The sequence below is a fragment of the Micromonospora sp. NPDC000089 genome, assembly GCF_042899365.1.
Classification (GTDB): domain Bacteria; phylum Actinomycetota; class Actinomycetes; order Mycobacteriales; family Micromonosporaceae; genus Micromonospora.
Genome location: NZ_JBIAZT010000008.1, coordinates 171,651 through 186,886 on the forward strand (window position 1 = coordinate 171,651; position 15,236 = coordinate 186,886).

Genomic DNA, 15,236 nt, shown 5'->3' on the forward strand with positions numbered 1-15,236 from the left:
CGAAGGTAGGAAGCACCGTGTCAACCGTGCCCACCGTTCCCGCCGACGTGGCGCAGCGGCTCTACCGCGCGCCGCCGGACCGGTTCGTCGCCGCCCGGGACGCCGCCGTCGCCGAGGCCCGCCAGGCCGGTGACGTCGCCGCGGCCCGGCAGATCGCCCGGCTCAAGCGGCCCACCGTGGCGGCCTGGCTGGTCAACCTGCTCGCGCTGGACCGCCCCGAGCTGGTCGCCGACCTGGGCCCGCTGGCCGAGGCGCTGCGGGCCGCCCAGCGCGACCTCAAGGGCGCGAAGCTGCGCGAGCTCTCCGCCCAGCGGCGGGCCGTGGTGGCTGCGCTGGTGGCCGAGGTACGCCGGATCGCCGCCGCCACCCCGGACGCCCCGTCGGCCGGGAAGCTGCCGCTGGGCGAGGTGGAGGCGACGCTCAACGCGGCGCTGGCCGACCCCGAGGTGGCCGAGCAGGTCCGCTCCGGCCGGTTGCTGCGGGCCGCCCACTACGCGGGCTTCGGCGAGGTGCCCCGCCCGCAGCTGCGGCTGGTGACCGGTGGCGCCGACGAGGAGCCGACCGCCCCGGAGCCGCCCCGGGGCCGGGCGGGCGACGCGGCGGCCCGGCGGGCCGAGGAGCGCCGGGAACGGGACGAGCGCGCCGCCGCCCGGGCCGCCCGGGCCGACCGCGCCAAGCGGCGGCGGGTGCTGGAACGGGAGCTGGCGGCGGCGCGTACCGACCACGAGCGGGCGGATTCCGAGCTGGCCGGCGCGGTGCGGGCGGAGCGGGACGCTTCCGGCGCCCTGGACGCGATCGAGGCCGAGCTGGCCGAGCTGGAGCGCCGGCGTGCGGCGATCGAGCAGGAGCTGAGCCGCGCGAAGCTGGCCCGGCGGGGAGCCGAGCGGACGCTGACCGCCGCCCGCCGGCGGGCCGGCGAGGTGGAGGCCGCGATCGAGGCGGTCGATGCCGAAGTGGGGGATGCCGCGGAGGCCGACGACCGGTGAGAATGAGCCCGATGAATGCGGCGAACGGGCGACCCGGGTGACGCCGGAACAGTTGGCGGCCGCCAGCAAGCCCGCCGTGCTGGAGCTGGGCGAGGCTTTCGGCCGCTGCCCCGGCACGCTGCGCCGGGCCCGGCTGCTGGGCATCTCCGGCTGGGCGTTCTACATCACCGGCCGGGCCGGCGCCCTCGGCGACGTCCGCGCCGAGACGGTCGCCGCCGCGCTGGGCTTCATCGCCCCGGACGCGGTGGCCGACGGGTGGGACGCCGCCGCCCGGGTGGTTCCCCCGCTGGAGGTGGCTGCGGCCAACCTCGCCGAGTGCTGCCGGTGGGGCGCCCAGCACCTGGACGACCTGCCCGGGATGCCCCGGCTGGCCGCGCTGCTGGAACGGGTGGTGGCCGCCGCCGACCCGACCGGCATGCCGCTCTTCGCCGCCTGGCGGGCCATGCCGGTGCCGGAGCACGCCGCGGGCGCCCGGGCGTCGGTCGCGCTGCTGCTGCTGCGGGAGCACTTCACCGGGGCGTACCTGCTGGCCGTGCGGGCCGGCGGGATGACGCCGCTGGAGGCGGTGCTGGCCGGCCCGGAGGGCGCGGCCGGCGCGACGGCGTGCGGCTGGTCGCCGCCGTACCCGCCGGTCGGGCCGCTGGTGCGGCGGCGGCTGTGGGCGGAGGCGGTCACCGACCGGCTGGTGGCCACGGCGTTCCGGGCGTTGCGGCCCGGCGAGGGCGCCGAGCTGTTGGAGCTGCTCACCGCCGTCCGGGCCGGGGTGGCCGCACCGGGCGCGCGGTAATCGGGCGGCGCGGCGGCCGGGCCGCTGCCACAATCGTCGACCGTGACGCTCCCCGCCGGCTGGACCGCCCGCCGCCCCACCCTCGACGACGTGCCCGCCATCCTGACCGTGGTGCACGCGGCCGACACGTTCGCCGTCGGCTACCCGGACTTCGCCGCCGAGGACGTCCGGGACTGCCTCACCGCCCCGTTCTTCGATCCGGCGCGGGACTCCTGGCTGGTCACCGACCCGGACGGTCGGGTCGTCGCCTGGTCGCTGGTGGCCAACCCGACCGGGGTGGGGCGGGAGTGGATCGAGGTCTACGTCGACCCGGAGCGGGCGGCGCGGCTGCGGGCCCCGCTGCTGGCCCGGCAGCTCGCCCGGACGGCCGAGCGGGCGGCCGAGCGCGGGCTGCCCGAGCTGACCGTGCGCACCGGCGTCTTCGCCCCGGAGACCCGCTGGGCCGGCGAGCTGACCGAGGCCGGTTTCACCCGGCTCAAGCGGTACGTCCGGATGACCCGTCAGCTGGCCGACCTGCCCGCCGAGCCGCCGCCCCCGCCCGGGGTGACCGTCCGCCCGCTGCGCGCCGGCGACGAGGCCGACCTGCGGGACTTCCACCGGATCTACGACACCGCGTTCCGGGACACCCCGGACTACGAGCCGGTGGACTTCGACCACTGGCGGGCGCACGTCCCCGCCTCCTGCCAGGTCTGGGACGAGTGGTTCGTGGCCGAGGTCGACGGCGTACCGGCGGGTGCCCTGGTCTCCTCGGACCAGGCGCTGGAGCACGGCCTGGGGTGGGTGCGGACGCTGTCCGTGCTGCCGGAGCACCGCCGGCGCGGGGTGGGCGCGGCGCTGCTGCGCCGGGCCTTCGCCACGTACGCGGCCAAAGGCCGCGCCGGCGCCGGGCTCGGCGTCGACCTGGCCAACCCGACCGCCCCGGTCACCCTCTACCGCTCGGTGGGGCTGCGCGAGGTGCGCTGGACCGACATGTACGAGCGGGTCGTCCCGGCCGCCGCTGTGTGATGCGCGACCCGTACGGGGGCCGCCGGTGGCTCCCGACCGCGCCCGGAGCAGACTGAACGGGTGCGATACGCGCTACGCCGACGCGGTGCCGGTGGGGCGGGACCGCAGCTCGGTGACGTAGTCGTCCGGCGCGCCCGCCTTCTCCGCCGCGTTCGCGATCTCCGACAGGTACCACGAGGTCGGCAGGCCGCCCTCGTACCCGTCGAAGACGTACACCCAGGCGGTCACGTCCCCGTCCAGCGTCGAGACCCGCACGGTGAGCTTGCGGTACGTGCCGGCGGTCACGCCCTCGATCTCGTCGAGCTGGGCGGCGTCGTACGGGTGGATGTCGTAGAGCGCCACGAAGACCCGGTCGCCGGGGGACTCCACCACGGTGCTGACCGAGCCCTCCCAGCCGATCACGTCGTCGCCCGCGAAGGTCAGCCGCCACCCCTCCAGCCAGCCGACGCCCACCATCGGCGAGTGCGGGCAGTAGGCGCGCATCCGGGCGGGGTCGAGGTTTGAGCCGTAGGCCGCGTAGTGACGCACGGCGATGACGATAGTCGTCCGGGCGGGTGGGGGAGAATACGACGGTGCGTGTCGGACCGGCGGGGGAGAAGAAAGTCACCATGAGCACTGACGGAAGGATCGCCCTGTGAGCCACATCGTGATCATCGGCGGGGGGCCGGCCGGCTACGAGGCGGCGCTGGTCGCCGCCCAGCTGGACGCCGACGTGACCGTGGTGGAGGCCGAGGGGGCGGGCGGCGCCTGCGTGCTGTCCGACTGCGTGCCGTCGAAGACCTTCATCGCCAGCTCGGAGGTGGTCACCGGCTACCGGGACACCGAGGAGTTCGGGGTGCACTCCGACGGCCTGGAGGCGGTGACCGTCGACGCCAGCGCGGTGCACGAGCGGGTGAAGCGGCTGGCGCTGGCCCAGTCCGCCGACATCCACGCCAAGCTGGTGAAGGCCGGCGTCAGCTTCGTCGCCGGCACCGCCCGGCTCGGCGAGGACACGCTCGGTCACACCCACCGGGTGGTGGTCACCCCTGCCGACGGTGACGAGGAGTACTCGATCGCCGCGTCCACCGTGCTGGTGGCCACCGGCGCCACCCCGCGCCAGTTGCCCACCGCCGTCCCGGACGGCGAGCGGATCCTCACCTGGCGCCAGGTGTACGACCTGCCCGAGCTGCCCGAGCACCTGATCGTGGTGGGCTCCGGCGTGACCGGCGCCGAGTTCGCCAGCGCGTACCTGGCGATGGGGGTGCGGGTGACGCTGGTCTCCAGCCGCGACCGGGTGATGCCGCACGAGGACGCCGACGCGGCCATGGCGATCGAGCGGGTGTTCCGCAACCGGGGCATGAGCATCCTGAACAACTCCCGCGCGGACGCCGTCCGGCGCACCGACGACGGCGTCGAGGTGCAGCTCTCCGACGGTCGTACGGTGACCGGCTCGCACGCGCTGATCGCGGTCGGCTCGATCCCGAACACCGCCGGCCTGGGCCTGGCCGAGTACGGCGTCGAGCTGGCCCGGGGCGGTTACGTCACGGTCGACCGGGTGTCCCGCACCAACGTGCCCGGCGTCTACGCGGCCGGCGACTGCACCGGGGTGCTGCCGCTGGCCAGCGTCGCGGCCATGCAGGGCCGGATCGCGATGTGGCACGCGCTCGGCGAGGCGGTCCGGCCGCTGCGGCTGCGGACCGTCGCGGCGAACGTCTTCACCGACCCGGAGCTGGCCACCGTCGGGGTGTCCCAGGACGAGGTGGACGCGGGCAAGGTGCCGGCCCGTGAGGTGATGCTGCCGCTGTCCGGCAACGCCCGGGCGAAGATGGACGACCTGGCCGACGGCTTCGTCAAGCTGTTCTGCCGGCCGGCCAGCGGCCAGGTGATCGGTGGTGTGGTGGTGGCGCCGAAGGCCAGCGAGCTGATCCTGCCGATCACCATGGCGGTGGAGAACAACCTCACCGTCAACGAGCTGGCCCAGACCATCACGATCTACCCGAGCCTGTCCGGCTCGATCACCGAGGCAGCCCGCCAGCTGATGCTGCACGAGCTGGAGTGACCTCGGCCGGCGCCGGTCGCTCGCCACGAGCGACCGGCACGGCGGTCCGCGGCGGCTGACGGCTCAGCGGAAGGTGGCGACGTGGTCGGCGACCCACTCCCGGTAGCTGCGGGCGGGGTGCCCGGTGACCCGCTCCACGGTGTCGGTGACCTGCTCGGGGTGCGCGACGAAGGCCGCCCAGCCGTCCAGCGCCGCGTCGGCGAAAGACGGGTCGCCGAACGCGGCGGCGAGCATGGCGCGCGCCTCCTCCCGGGGCATCTCCGCCCAGCGCAGGTCCCGCCCGATCGCCGCACCGATGGCGCGTACCTGCTCCTGCTGGGTGATCGTCGCCGGCCCGGAGAGCAGCAGCCGGGCGCCCCGGTACCGGTCGGAGGTGAGCGCCGCGACGGCCACCTCGGCCAGGTCCCGCTCGTGGACCAGTGACCGGGCCGCGTCCCGGTACGGCCACCGCACCACGTCGCCGGCCCGGATCTGCTCGGCCCACATCAGTGTGTTGGCGGCGAAGCCGACCGGGCGCAGGAACGTCCAGTCCGCCCCGGACGCCTCCACGGCCCGCTCGACCACCGCCCAGTACGACCCGGGCAGGTCCCCCGCGCCGGGGGCGGAGAGGTAGACGATCCGAGCGCCGTGGGCGGCGATCGTCCGGGTTACCTCGGGCGCGTGCCGGGCGGCCGTCGCCGGGTCGGTGAACGGCCAGATCAGGAAGACCGCGTCCACGCCGTCGAGGTGGGGCGCCAACGACGCCGGGTCGGCCAGGTTGGCCGCCACCACCTGCACGCCGGCCGGTAGCCCGGCGGTGGCCGGGTCGCGACTCACCGCGCGTACCGGCTCACCCCGCTTCGCCAGGATCGACACCACTTCCCGGCCGACCGTGCCGGTCGCCCCCGTCACCAGGATCATCGTCGCGCCCCTTCGCCGTCGGAGCGCCGGCCGCCCCGTCACCCCGACGCTAGGAGCTGAAGCGGGGTTGAGGTCAACCGCCCTGAGGGGCCGCGCTCAGTCGATCGTGACCCCGGGTCGGGGGTTGCGGGCGCCGAAGAGGGTGAGTGCCCAGCCGGCCGCGCCGAACGCGGTCGCGGCCACCCCGGCGATCACCGCGAGCCGCCAGGCGGACTCGGTCAGCGCCGTGCCGCCGACGTGCCCGACCAGGGCGCCGTAGCCGGCCCAGCCGATCGCGGCCGCCGACTCGTAGACGACGAACAGCCGGTACGGGTAGCGGCTGCGGCCGGCGGCGAAGCAGGCCGCCATCCGGCCGCCGGGCACGAAGCGGCAGAGCAGTATCACCAGCGGCCCCGGCTCGCGCAGGCCCCGGGTCACCCGGTCGGCCATCCGCCGGGCCCGATTGGGTACGGCGTGCCGGGGCGCGTGCCGGTCCGGGGCGCCCCGGCCGAGCAGGAAGCAGGCGAGGTCACCGGCGAACACCCCGAGCGCGCCGACGGCGACGGTCAGCGGCAGGTTGAGCCCGCCGTACACGGTGAGCGCGCCGCCGGTGATCATCACGGCCTGGGTCGGGATGACCGGCACGAAGGCGTCCGCGACGAGCAGGCCGAGCAGGGCGAGGTAGGCCCACGTCGGCGTGGCGACGCCGGTGAGTAGTTCCGACACGCGGCCACCTCACTTAAAACGAACGCTCATTCTTTTACTCGAGCCTGCGCGCCGGCGACCGTGCTGTCAACACGAGCGCCTGGGGACGGTGGCCGTGCCTCGCCTCCGCGCGGCCGCCACCAGGGGAGCTTGACCAGTTGAGCCTGACGTCGTGTCCCCGGTCACCGTGGACGGGCCCGGCCGGAAGTGATCCGCGAGACGCGGAGCACCGGTGAACAACGAGGCAACCGGCGCATCGGTGACGCCCAGGCGGGCCGCCGGCGGGCGGCCGGACGGGTCGGCGGATCGGCGGGGGTGCGCGTACCGTGGTCGGCGCGCGGCGACGTCGGGTCCCCCGTTCTCGACGCCGCCCGCTGCGGGTCGTCGGCAGGTCCCGTGCCGGCGACCCGCCCCTGTTGTGCCTGTCGATCCCGTCGTCCATCGACTGCGGCGATGGAGCTGAGCTTGCCGACCGGTTCAGGCCCGGGGCGCGTCCGGTTCCGGGCGACAACGGTGCCCGTTGGGACAGGTCACGCCTGCCCGGCGCGCTGCGCACCCGTCATGGCGGAGGCACCGAGGTCGGACTTGGGCAGCGCCCGCCCAGCGGCAACGGCGTCTGACCACGTCGCGGTCTCGGCGACGGCGGCGAAGTTCGAGTTGAACAGCGCCATCATCGTGGTATGGACGGTCTTAGCATCGGCGAAGCCGGCTTCATTGGCGATGTTGATCGCGCCGGTGGCATCGGAGAGCACCTCGGCGGCCAATCCGTGGGTCTCGGCCTCGGCGGCGGAGGCGAGCACGCAGTTGTTGGTCATGTAGCCGACGAGGGTGATGGTGTCGATTCCGTGCTCCCGCAGCCAGGGCAGCAGGTCGGTGCCGGCGAACACGGTGCCGTACTGCTTGACGACGGATTTCCACTCGTCGGTGCGGCGGCTCGCGACCTCCGGGTGCAGGTCGAAGCCGGACTGGGTGGGGTTGAACACGGGTGCGTCCTCACCCATCGTGTGCTGGACCGCAACGACGGGGACGCCTGCGGCGGCAGCCGCATCGATCGCACGCGTGATCTGCGGCAGCGAGTCGGCGTGCGGCGGGTACTGGATCTCCAGCGGGCCGCCGAAGTATTCCTGCTGCACGTCGATGACGATGAGGGCGCGGCGCGGGGTGCTCATGAACGATCTCTCCTTGTTGTCGCTGCCGCCGCTTCCGTCGGCGACACCTCAAGTCTGCGTGCCTCGAACGTCCCAGACCACTGGCACAGATGCAGAGTTACGATGAAATCGTGCCAACGTCCGCGGGTGCCCTGCGTATCGCTGTATACGCCTTCGACGGTGTCACGATGTTCCACCTCTCCGTGCCGCAACTCGTCTTCGACGAGGTTGCGCGGCAAGGTCTGGGCGACTGGAAGACTGTGCTTTTCTCGGACCGGGCCGGAGTGATCCGCACCGCTGAGGGCTACCCCATCGGCGAGGTGCTCGCTCCCTCGGTGGCCGAGGAGGCCGACATCGTGGTCGTTCCTTCCTGGTTCGAGGACGGCCGCGCCGCCGGTCCGGCACTCAGGCGAACCCTGACGGAAGCCCACGGCCGCGGCGCGACCATCGCCGGGCTGTGCCTCGGGGCCGTCGCCGTCGCCGATGCGGGACTACTGTCCCGGCGTGCGGCGGTGACCCACTGGCAGGCCGTCGACATGCTCGCCGCACGCCACCGCGACATCGACGTGGACGCCTCCGTGCTCTACATCGACCACGGCGACGTGCTGACCTCCGCCGGCACGGCCTCGGCGATCGACGCATGCTTACACTTCGTCCGCAGCAGGCTCGGCGCCGCGGCGGCCAACCAAGTGGCGCGCAGTCTCGTCGTGGCCCCGCACCGCGAGGGCGGGCAGGCGCAGTACATCGAACGGCCACTACCACCGCATTCGGTCAAGGACCCGATCGCCGGAGTGCTTGAGTGGGCGCTGCGGCACCTGGCAGAACCTCTGTCGGTCGAGCGACTGGCTGACGTCGCGCACATGAGCCGACGCACCTTCATCCGAGCGTTCCAAGCCTCCACGGGGATCACCCCGGCGCTCTGGGTCCGGCGTCAGCGTCTCGACGAGGCTCGCCGCCTGTTGGAGTCGACGGACCTGTCGATCGGCCAGGTCGCTGCCGTCTGCGGCTTCGGCAGCGTTGTCACGCTGCGGCAGAGCTTCGCCGCGGCCTTCGACACCTCCCCGTCGGATTACCGCCGGCGGTTCGACGTCCGCACCGCAGCCGGTGGCACCACCCGCCCTTGGGCAAGCCGTTCCGAGCCGGCGGAGCGGAGAAGCGTCGCGCTGCCGCCGGCCGGAAATGCGGTCGCCCCTGGTGTCGCTGCGGTCGTACCGTCGCGGCATGCGTAGGGCGGGACTGACCACGACGCCGGGAAACCCCGGCGCGCCGCTCTGACGTTCCACGTCGACGAGGCCCCGGGGCGATCCGCCCCCGGGGCCTCGCGGCGTTCCGGGCCAGGTCGCCTCCGGGTCGTACCCGATCAAGGAGAGCGACATGATCGACCACCGCAGGCTCGGCCGGGACCTTGACCTGTTCGCCACCGATCCGCTGGCGGGCGCCGGGCTGCCGATCTGGCTGCCGGCCGGCGCGGCCGCCCGGCACGCCGTCGAGGAGTACGTCCGGGAGCTGGAACGCCGGGCCGGCTACCGGCACGTCTACTCGCCGCCGCTGGGGAAGCGGGAGCTGTTCGAGCTGTCCGGGCACCTCGGCTACTTCGCCGACGACATGTTCCCGCCGCTGCGGCTGAGCGCCGACGACGAGCTCGTGCTGCGCCCGGCGCTCTGCCCGCACCACGCCCTGGTCTACCGCGCCCGCGGCCGCTCCTACCGGGACCTGCCGCTGCGCGTCGCCGAGCTGGGTGGGATGTACCGCGCGGAGCGCTCCGGCGTGCTGGGCGGGCTGTCCCGGGTGCGCGCCATCTCGCTCAACGACGCGCACAACTTCTGCGCGTCGGAGCAGGTCGAGGCGGAGGTGCGGGAGATCCTCGGGCTGATCGCCGAGGCGCACGCCGCGCTCGGCGTACGGCCGGCCGGGTTCCGGCTGTCGCTGCGCGGGCCGGGGGAGAAGTACGTCGGGGACGACGAGCAGTGGGCGCGGGCCGAGGCGCTGCTGCGCGCCGCGCTCGACGGGGCGGACGTGGTCGAGGCGCCCGGTGAGGCCGCGTTTTACGGCCCGAAGATCGACATTCAGGTGCGCGACGCCGCCGGTAGGGAGTCCACCCTCTCCACCGTCCAGCTCGACTTCGACAAGCCCGAGCGGTTCGACCTGTCGTACACCGACGCGGGTGGCGCCCGGCGGCGGCCGGTGCTGGTGCACCGCAGCCTGGTGGGCAGCATGGAACGCCTCTTCGCGTACCTGATCGAGGTGCATCAGGGCGCCTTCCCGGCCTGGTACGCCCCGGTCCAGCTGGTGCTGCTGCCGGTGGACACCGGGCAGGCCGAGGCCGCCGCCGCGCTGGCCCGACGGGCGGTCGCCGCCGGCCTGCGGGCCCAGGTGGCGCACGCCGGTTCGCTGGGCGCCCGGATCCGCGAGGCGGCCCGGCGGAAGGTGCCGTACGTCGGGGTGCTCGGCCCCCGGGAGGTGGCCGACGGCACGCTCTCGCTCCGCCTGCGCGACGCCCGCAACCTCGACCCGCTGCCGACCGCCGACGCGCTGGCCCTGATCGCTGAGGTGGTGGCCGCCCGCTCCCCCGCCCTCCTCCCGGCCCCCTAACCCCGCCCCCGCCCCCCGCCCCCAGCCCTCGTCGATCTAGGGGTTATGGCTGTGAGTTGATCTCTGAGAGCAGCAACTATCCCTAGATCGACGCGGGCTGGTGGGCGGGGGGCGGCGCGGCGGTGGCGGTGGGGGAGGGAATCTCCTCGGTGAGCGACGCTCCGGTGAACTGGGAGCGGTAGAGGCGGGCGTACGCGCCGTTCGCGGCGAGCAGTTCGTCGTGGGTGCCCTGCTCGACGATGCGACCGTCCTCCATCATCAGGATCAGGTCGGCGTCGCGGATGGTGGACAGCCGGTGCGCGATGACGAAGCTGGTCCGGTCCGAGCGCAGCGCCGCCATCGCCCGCTGCAGCAGCACCTCGGTGCGGGTGTCCACCGAGCTGGTCGCCTCGTCCAGGATCAGCAGGGACGGCTCGGCCAGGAACGCCCGGGCGATGGTGATCAGCTGCTTCTCGCCGGCGCTGACGTTGCTGCCCTCCTCGTCGATCACCGTGTCGTACCCGTCGGGCAGGCTGCGCACGAACCGGTCCACGAAGGTGGCCCGGGCGGCGGCGAGGATCTCCTCCTCGGTCGCGTCCGGCCGGCCGTAGGCGATGTTGTCCCGGATGGTGCCGCCGAACAGCCAGGTGTCCTGCAGCACCATGCCGATCCGGCCGCGCAGGTCGTCCCGGCGCATGGTGGTGACGTCCACCCCGTCGAGGGCGATTCGGCCGGCGTCCAGCTCGTAGAACCGCATGATCAGGTTGACCAGGGTGGTCTTGCCGGCTCCGGTGGGGCCGACGATCGCCACGGTCTGGCCGGGCTCGGCGACCAGGGACAGGTCGTCGATCAGCGGCCGGTCCGGCTCGTACCGGAAGGAGACGTGTTCGAACTCGACCCGGCCGTGCGGTTCGGTGACCCGGGCCGGCGCGACCGGATCCGGGGTCTGCTCGTCGGCATCGAGCACCGCGAAGACCCGCTCGGCGGAGGCCACCCCGGACTGCAGCAGGTTCGCCATCGAGGCGACCTGGGTCAGCGGCTGGGTGAACTGCCGGGAGTACTGGATGAACGCCTGCACGTCGCCGAGGCTCATCGTCCCGGACGCCACCCGCAGCCCGCCCACCACGGCGATCGCCACGTAGCTGAGGTTCCCGACGAACATCATCGCCGGCATGATGATCCCGGAGATGAACTGGGCGCCGAAGCTGGCCCGGAACAGCTCCTCGTTCTTCGTCGCGAACGCCGCCTGCACCTCGCGCTGCCGGCCGAACACCTTGACCAGCTCGTGCCCGGTGTACGCCTCCTCGATCTGGCCGTTCAGCTCGCCGGTGTGCTTCCACTGGGCGATGAACCGGGCCTGCGACCGCTTGGCGATCTGCTGGGTGACGATCACCGAAAGCGGCACCGCGACCAGGGCGACCAGCGCCAGCAGCGGCGAGATCCAGAACATCATCCCGAGCACCCCGACCACGGTCAGCAGCGCGGTGAGCAACTGGCTCAGTGTCTGCGACAGGGTCTGCGAGATGTTGTCGATGTCGTTGGTGACCCGGCTGAGCAGCTCGCCGCGCGGCTGCCGGTCGAAGTACGGCAGCGGCAGCCGGTTGAGCTTCTCCTCCACCTCGGCGCGCAGCCGCAGCACGGTGGCCTGCACCACCCCGTTGAGCAGCCAGCCCTGCCACCACATCAGCAGGCTGGCACCGAGATAGAGACCGAGCGCCAGGGCGAGGGTGCGGGCCAGCGCGTCGAAGTCGATGCCCACGCCGGGCACCACGTCCATCCGGGCCAGCATGTCGGCCAGGTTGCCGTTGCCGGCCGCCCGGGCCCCGGCGACCGCCTGGTCGAGGGTGCTGCCGGCGGGCAGCTGCCGGCCCACCACCCCGGCGAAGATGATGTCGGTGGCGTGGCCGAGGATCTTCGGACCCACCACGCTGGCGCCGACGCTGGTCACCGCCAGGGTGACGATGCCGGCCAGCGGCCACCGGTGCGGTCGCAGCCGGCGCAGCAGCCGCTTCGCCGACGGCCCGAAGTTCATCGACTTCTCCGCCGGCATTCCCGCGCCCATCCAGCGCGGCCGGCCGGCCGCCGGCAGCCGCGCCGGCGTCACCGCCTCGCCGGCCGGCTTCTGCCCGGGTACGCCGCCCACCGGCCGCTCCGGTACGACCCCGGCCGGCTGCCGCTCGGGTACGACCCCGGCCGACTGCTCCGGCACCGTACCGGCCGGTGCCTCGCGGCGCTCGTCGCCGCCGGCCGCTCCGTTACGCCCGGTCATGCCGGCACCTCCGCCGTCTGCTGGGACGCCACGATCTCCGCGTACGTCGGGCAGCTGTCCAGCAGTTCCCCGTGTCGTCCCATCCCGACGATCCCCCCGTCCTCGAGCACGATGATCTGGTCGGCGTCGATGATCGTGGAGACCCGCTGGGCCACGATCACCACCGCCGCGTCCGCGGTGACCGGCCGCAGCGCCGCCCGCAGCCGCGCGTCCGTGCCCAGGTCGAGCGCGGAGAACGAGTCGTCGAACAGGTAGATCTCCGGTTGGCGGACCAGCGCCCGGGCGATCGCGAGCCGCTGCCGCTGGCCGCCCGAGACATTGGTGCCGCCCTGGGCGATCGGCGCGTCCAACCCCTCGGCCTGCTGGGCCACGAAGTCCCGCGCCTGGGCGACCTCCAGCGCCCGCCACAGCTCCTCGTCGGTCGCGTCCGGGTTGCCGTACCGCAGGTTGCTGGCGACCGTGCCGGTGAACAGGTACGGCCGCTGCGGCACCAGCCCGATCCGCCGCCACAGCTCGTCGGGCTCCAGCCGCCGCACGTCCACCCCGTCGACCAGCACGGTGCCAGCCGTCGGGTCGACCAGCCGGGGGATCAGGGTGAGCAGGGTGGTCTTGCCGGCGCCGGTGGAGCCGATGATCGCGGTGGTCCGGCCGGGGCGGGCCCGGAACGAGATGTCGTGCAGCACCGGCGCGCTCGCGCCCGGGTACTGGAAGGCGACGCCGCGCAGCTCCAGCTCGCCGTGCCCGGTGACCTCGCGGACCGGCTCGGCCGCTGGCACCACCGAGGAGTCGGTGCCCAGCACCTCCTCGATCCGCTCCGCGCAGACCGCCGCCCGGGGCACTACCATCAGCATGAAGGTGGCCATCATGACGGCCATCAGGATCTGCATCAGGTACTGCAGGAACGCGGTCAGCGCGCCGATCTGGATCTGCCCGGCGTCGACCCGCTGGGCGCCGAACCACAGCACCGCGACGCTGGAGACGTTGAGCACCAGCATCACCACCGGGAAGATCAGCGCCATCAGCCGGCCGACCCGCAGGGTGACCGCGGTGAGGTCGGCGTTGGCGACGCCGAACCGGTCCGTCTCGTGCGGCTCGCGGACGAACGCCCGGACCACCCGGATGCCGGTGATCTGCTCGCGCAGTACCCGGTTGACCGTGTCGATCCGGGTCTGCATCTCCCGGAAGCCGGGCACCATCCGGCGGATGATCAGGCCCAGCGCGACGGCCAGTACCGGCACGCTGACCAGCATCAGCCAGGACAGCCCGACGTCCTCGCGCAGCGCCATCACCACCCCGCCGACGCTCATGATCGGCGCGGCGACCAGCATGGTGCAGCTCATCAGCACGAGCATCTGCACCTGCTGCACGTCGTTGGTGTTGCGGGTGATCAGCGAGGGCGCGCCGAACCGGGCGACCTCGCGGGCGGAGAAGCTGTTGACCTGCGCGAAGATGGCCGCCCGGACGTCCCGGCCGAAGGCCATCGCGGTCCGCGCGCCGAGGAACACCGCGGCTACGGAACAGACGATCTGCACCAGGCTGACCAGCAGCATCCAGCCGCCCGTACGCATGATGTAGTCGGTGTCGCCCCGGGCGACGCCCAGGTCGATGATGTCGGCGTTGAGGCTCGGCAGGTAGAGCGAGGCCATCGTGCCGACGAACTGGAGCAGCACCACCGCCAGCAGCGGTCGGCGGTACGGGCGCAGGTGGCTGCGCAGCAGGCGGATCAGCACGAACGGCCCCCCGGTGTCGGCTCGTCGGATTCCTGGTGTGGGTTCAACCCGCCGCCCTCCCCGTCGGACGTGGTCAGGATCAGTTCGATCAGGAACTCACGGATCACCGCTCGCTTCGCCGGGTCGGTGTCGACCGTGGTCAGCGGCGGGTCTCCCTGGATCAGGTCGGTCAGCGCGGCGGCGTGCCGGCTCCCCTCGTCGGTCAGCGCGAGCCGCACCGTACGCCGGTCGGCGTCGTCCCGGCGGCGCTGCACGAAGCCGTCGCGCTCCAGCGTGTCCACGATGCCGGTGAGCGTCGCGGGTCGCACCATGCAGCGCTCGGCCACCTCACGGTGGGTGGCCTCGCCCAGCCGGTGCAGCACGAACAGCACCCGCATGCCGGCGGCGGTCAGCCCGTGGTGCTCGGCGAGGTAACGGTCCCAGTACTGACCGATCCGCTGGCCGGCGACCTGGACGAGCCGACCCATCGGCACCCGGCCGAGCATGTCGGGGAAGCGAACCAGCGGATCCGTCTGCACGACGATGAGGTTAGCCCCCGAACCATCAGGGCCCAAACTGTTTCTCCGAGGGCGAACGCGGATCAGCTCGGCGGGCGCTGGGGCGAGCGCGGCTCGTCCGGCGCGGTGTCGACGTACTCCCGCATCACCGCCGCCACCTCGCGCAGGAACGCGGTGGTGGCCGCCGCCTGCTCCGGGGTGAGCCGGCCGACCGCCCGCTCCACCCCGTCGAGCATGGGGCGGAGCGCGGTCAGCACCTCGTCGACCCCGTGCGCGGTGACCCGCAGGGACAGCCGGCGGCGGTCGCTGGGGTGCGGCGCGCGTTCCACGTGACCGGCGCCGACCAGCCGATCGACCAGCGTGGTGGCCGACGCGGACCGGATGCCGAGCAGGTTGCCCAGCTCGACCGGCCCGAGCGGGGTCGGCGCGGAGACCAGGTGGTCGATGGCGGCCGCGTCGGTCGCGCCGATGCCCAGCCGGCGGGCCAGCGCGCCCCGGGTGTCCCCGGCGACCCGGAGCAGCTCGCGCAGCGCCCGGGCCGTCTCGCTGCCGTTTCCCGCCCCGGCGGGTCGCGCGCCGCCTCCGGTTGACGTCACCCCGTCCATCGGTTAAAGCTAGCAT

14 protein-coding genes are annotated in these 15,236 nt (G+C 73.7%); 6 read left to right on the forward strand and 8 right to left on the reverse strand.

What is annotated here, in order from left to right; all coding sequences use genetic code 11:
• Positions 1-26 precede the first annotated feature (26 nt).
• Genes ACFY3U_RS17180 through ACFY3U_RS17190 form a run of 3 tightly spaced genes read left to right on the forward strand, consistent with a single transcriptional unit; the run spans position 27 to position 2,778 of the window.
• The gene (locus tag ACFY3U_RS17180) at positions 27-986 is read left to right on the forward strand and encodes a hypothetical protein (protein WP_387201987.1); all 960 of its coding nucleotides are present in this window, start codon (positions 27-29) and stop codon (positions 984-986) included.
• Between the two features lie 37 nt (positions 987-1,023).
• Positions 1,024-1,773: a hypothetical protein gene (locus ACFY3U_RS17185; protein WP_387201990.1), complete on the forward strand. Its 750-nt coding sequence runs from the start codon at positions 1,024-1,026 to the stop codon at positions 1,771-1,773.
• 42 nt (positions 1,774-1,815) lie between these two features.
• The gene (locus ACFY3U_RS17190) at positions 1,816-2,778 is read left to right on the forward strand and encodes a GNAT family N-acetyltransferase (protein WP_387201993.1); all 963 of its coding nucleotides are present in this window, start codon (positions 1,816-1,818) and stop codon (positions 2,776-2,778) included.
• 72 nt (positions 2,779-2,850) lie between these two features.
• Here the strand turns inward: ACFY3U_RS17190 and ACFY3U_RS17195 are convergent, their stop codons facing one another.
• Positions 2,851-3,306, reverse strand: a complete 456-nt coding sequence (locus ACFY3U_RS17195; protein WP_387201996.1) for a gamma-glutamylcyclotransferase — start codon at positions 3,304-3,306, stop codon at positions 2,851-2,853.
• Between the two features lie 106 nt (positions 3,307-3,412).
• Between ACFY3U_RS17195 and ACFY3U_RS17200 the strand changes: the two genes are divergently transcribed.
• Positions 3,413-4,816, forward strand: coding sequence for an NAD(P)H-quinone dehydrogenase (locus tag ACFY3U_RS17200; protein WP_387201999.1), 1,404 nt, complete (start codon positions 3,413-3,415; stop codon positions 4,814-4,816).
• A 63-nt stretch (positions 4,817-4,879) separates the two neighbouring features.
• Here ACFY3U_RS17200 and ACFY3U_RS17205 read toward each other — a convergent pair whose 3' ends face one another.
• The 3 genes from ACFY3U_RS17205 to ACFY3U_RS17215 all read right to left on the reverse strand — a co-directional run bounded on the left by ACFY3U_RS17205 (position 4,880) and on the right by ACFY3U_RS17215 (position 7,569).
• Positions 4,880-5,716, reverse strand: a complete 837-nt coding sequence (locus tag ACFY3U_RS17205) for an NAD(P)H-binding protein (protein WP_387202002.1) — start codon at positions 5,714-5,716, stop codon at positions 4,880-4,882.
• A gap of 96 nt (positions 5,717-5,812) precedes the next feature.
• Positions 5,813-6,421, reverse strand: coding sequence for a DedA family protein (locus ACFY3U_RS17210; RefSeq protein WP_387202005.1), 609 nt, complete (start codon positions 6,419-6,421; stop codon positions 5,813-5,815).
• Between the two features lie 509 nt (positions 6,422-6,930).
• Complete coding sequence (locus ACFY3U_RS17215; protein ID WP_387202008.1) at positions 6,931-7,569, reverse strand: isochorismatase family protein; 639 nt, start codon at positions 7,567-7,569, stop codon at positions 6,931-6,933.
• Between the two features lie 89 nt (positions 7,570-7,658).
• Here ACFY3U_RS17215 and ACFY3U_RS17220 point away from each other — a divergent pair, with 89 nt between their 5' ends.
• A complete protein-coding gene (locus tag ACFY3U_RS17220) occupies positions 7,659-8,777 on the forward strand; it encodes a GlxA family transcriptional regulator (protein ID WP_387202011.1) in 1,119 nt (372 codons plus the stop codon).
• 145 nt (positions 8,778-8,922) lie between these two features.
• On the forward strand, positions 8,923-10,140 hold the full coding sequence (gene thrS, locus ACFY3U_RS17225) for a threonine--tRNA ligase (protein WP_387202014.1): 1,218 nt from the start codon (positions 8,923-8,925) through the stop codon (positions 10,138-10,140).
• Positions 10,141-10,222: 82 nt separating this feature from the next.
• On the opposite strand, the gene ACFY3U_RS17230 is transcribed toward thrS, so the two are convergent.
• The 4 genes from ACFY3U_RS17230 to ACFY3U_RS17245 form a co-directional block, all read right to left on the reverse strand.
• Positions 10,223-12,181, reverse strand: coding sequence for an ABC transporter ATP-binding protein (locus ACFY3U_RS17230; RefSeq protein ID WP_387202276.1), 1,959 nt, complete (start codon positions 12,179-12,181; stop codon positions 10,223-10,225).
• Between the two features lie 203 nt (positions 12,182-12,384).
• Complete coding sequence (locus tag ACFY3U_RS17235; protein ID WP_387202017.1) at positions 12,385-14,118, reverse strand: ABC transporter ATP-binding protein; 1,734 nt, start codon at positions 14,116-14,118, stop codon at positions 12,385-12,387.
• Entirely contained in the window at positions 14,112-14,636 is a 525-nt protein-coding gene (locus ACFY3U_RS17240; RefSeq protein ID WP_387202020.1) for a MarR family winged helix-turn-helix transcriptional regulator, read from the reverse strand. The genes ACFY3U_RS17235 and ACFY3U_RS17240 overlap by 7 nt, the downstream gene beginning before the upstream one ends.
• Positions 14,637-14,698: 62 nt before the next feature.
• Positions 14,699-15,220: a MarR family winged helix-turn-helix transcriptional regulator gene (locus tag ACFY3U_RS17245; RefSeq protein ID WP_387202023.1), complete on the reverse strand. Its 522-nt coding sequence runs from the start codon at positions 15,218-15,220 to the stop codon at positions 14,699-14,701.
• Between the last annotated feature and the right edge of the window lie 16 nt (positions 15,221-15,236).

Excerpts from the sequence above, each read along its gene's own strand:
- ACFY3U_RS17205 (WP_387202002.1), bottom strand. The coding sequence starts at position 5,716 with ATGATCCTGGTGACGGGGGCGACCGGCACGGTCGGCCGGGAAGTGGTG.
- ACFY3U_RS17215 (WP_387202008.1), bottom strand. The coding sequence starts at position 7,569 with ATGAGCACCCCGCGCCGCGCCCTCATCGTCATCGACGTGCAGCAGGAA.
- ACFY3U_RS17220 (WP_387202011.1), top strand. The coding sequence starts at position 7,659 with ATGCAGAGTTACGATGAAATCGTGCCAACGTCCGCGGGTGCCCTGCGT.
- thrS (WP_387202014.1), top strand. The coding sequence starts at position 8,923 with ATGATCGACCACCGCAGGCTCGGCCGGGACCTTGACCTGTTCGCCACC.
- ACFY3U_RS17230 (WP_387202276.1), bottom strand. The coding sequence starts at position 12,181 with ATGGGCGCGGGAATGCCGGCGGAGAAGTCGATGAACTTCGGGCCGTCG.
- ACFY3U_RS17245 (WP_387202023.1), bottom strand. The coding sequence starts at position 15,220 with ATGGACGGGGTGACGTCAACCGGAGGCGGCGCGCGACCCGCCGGGGCG.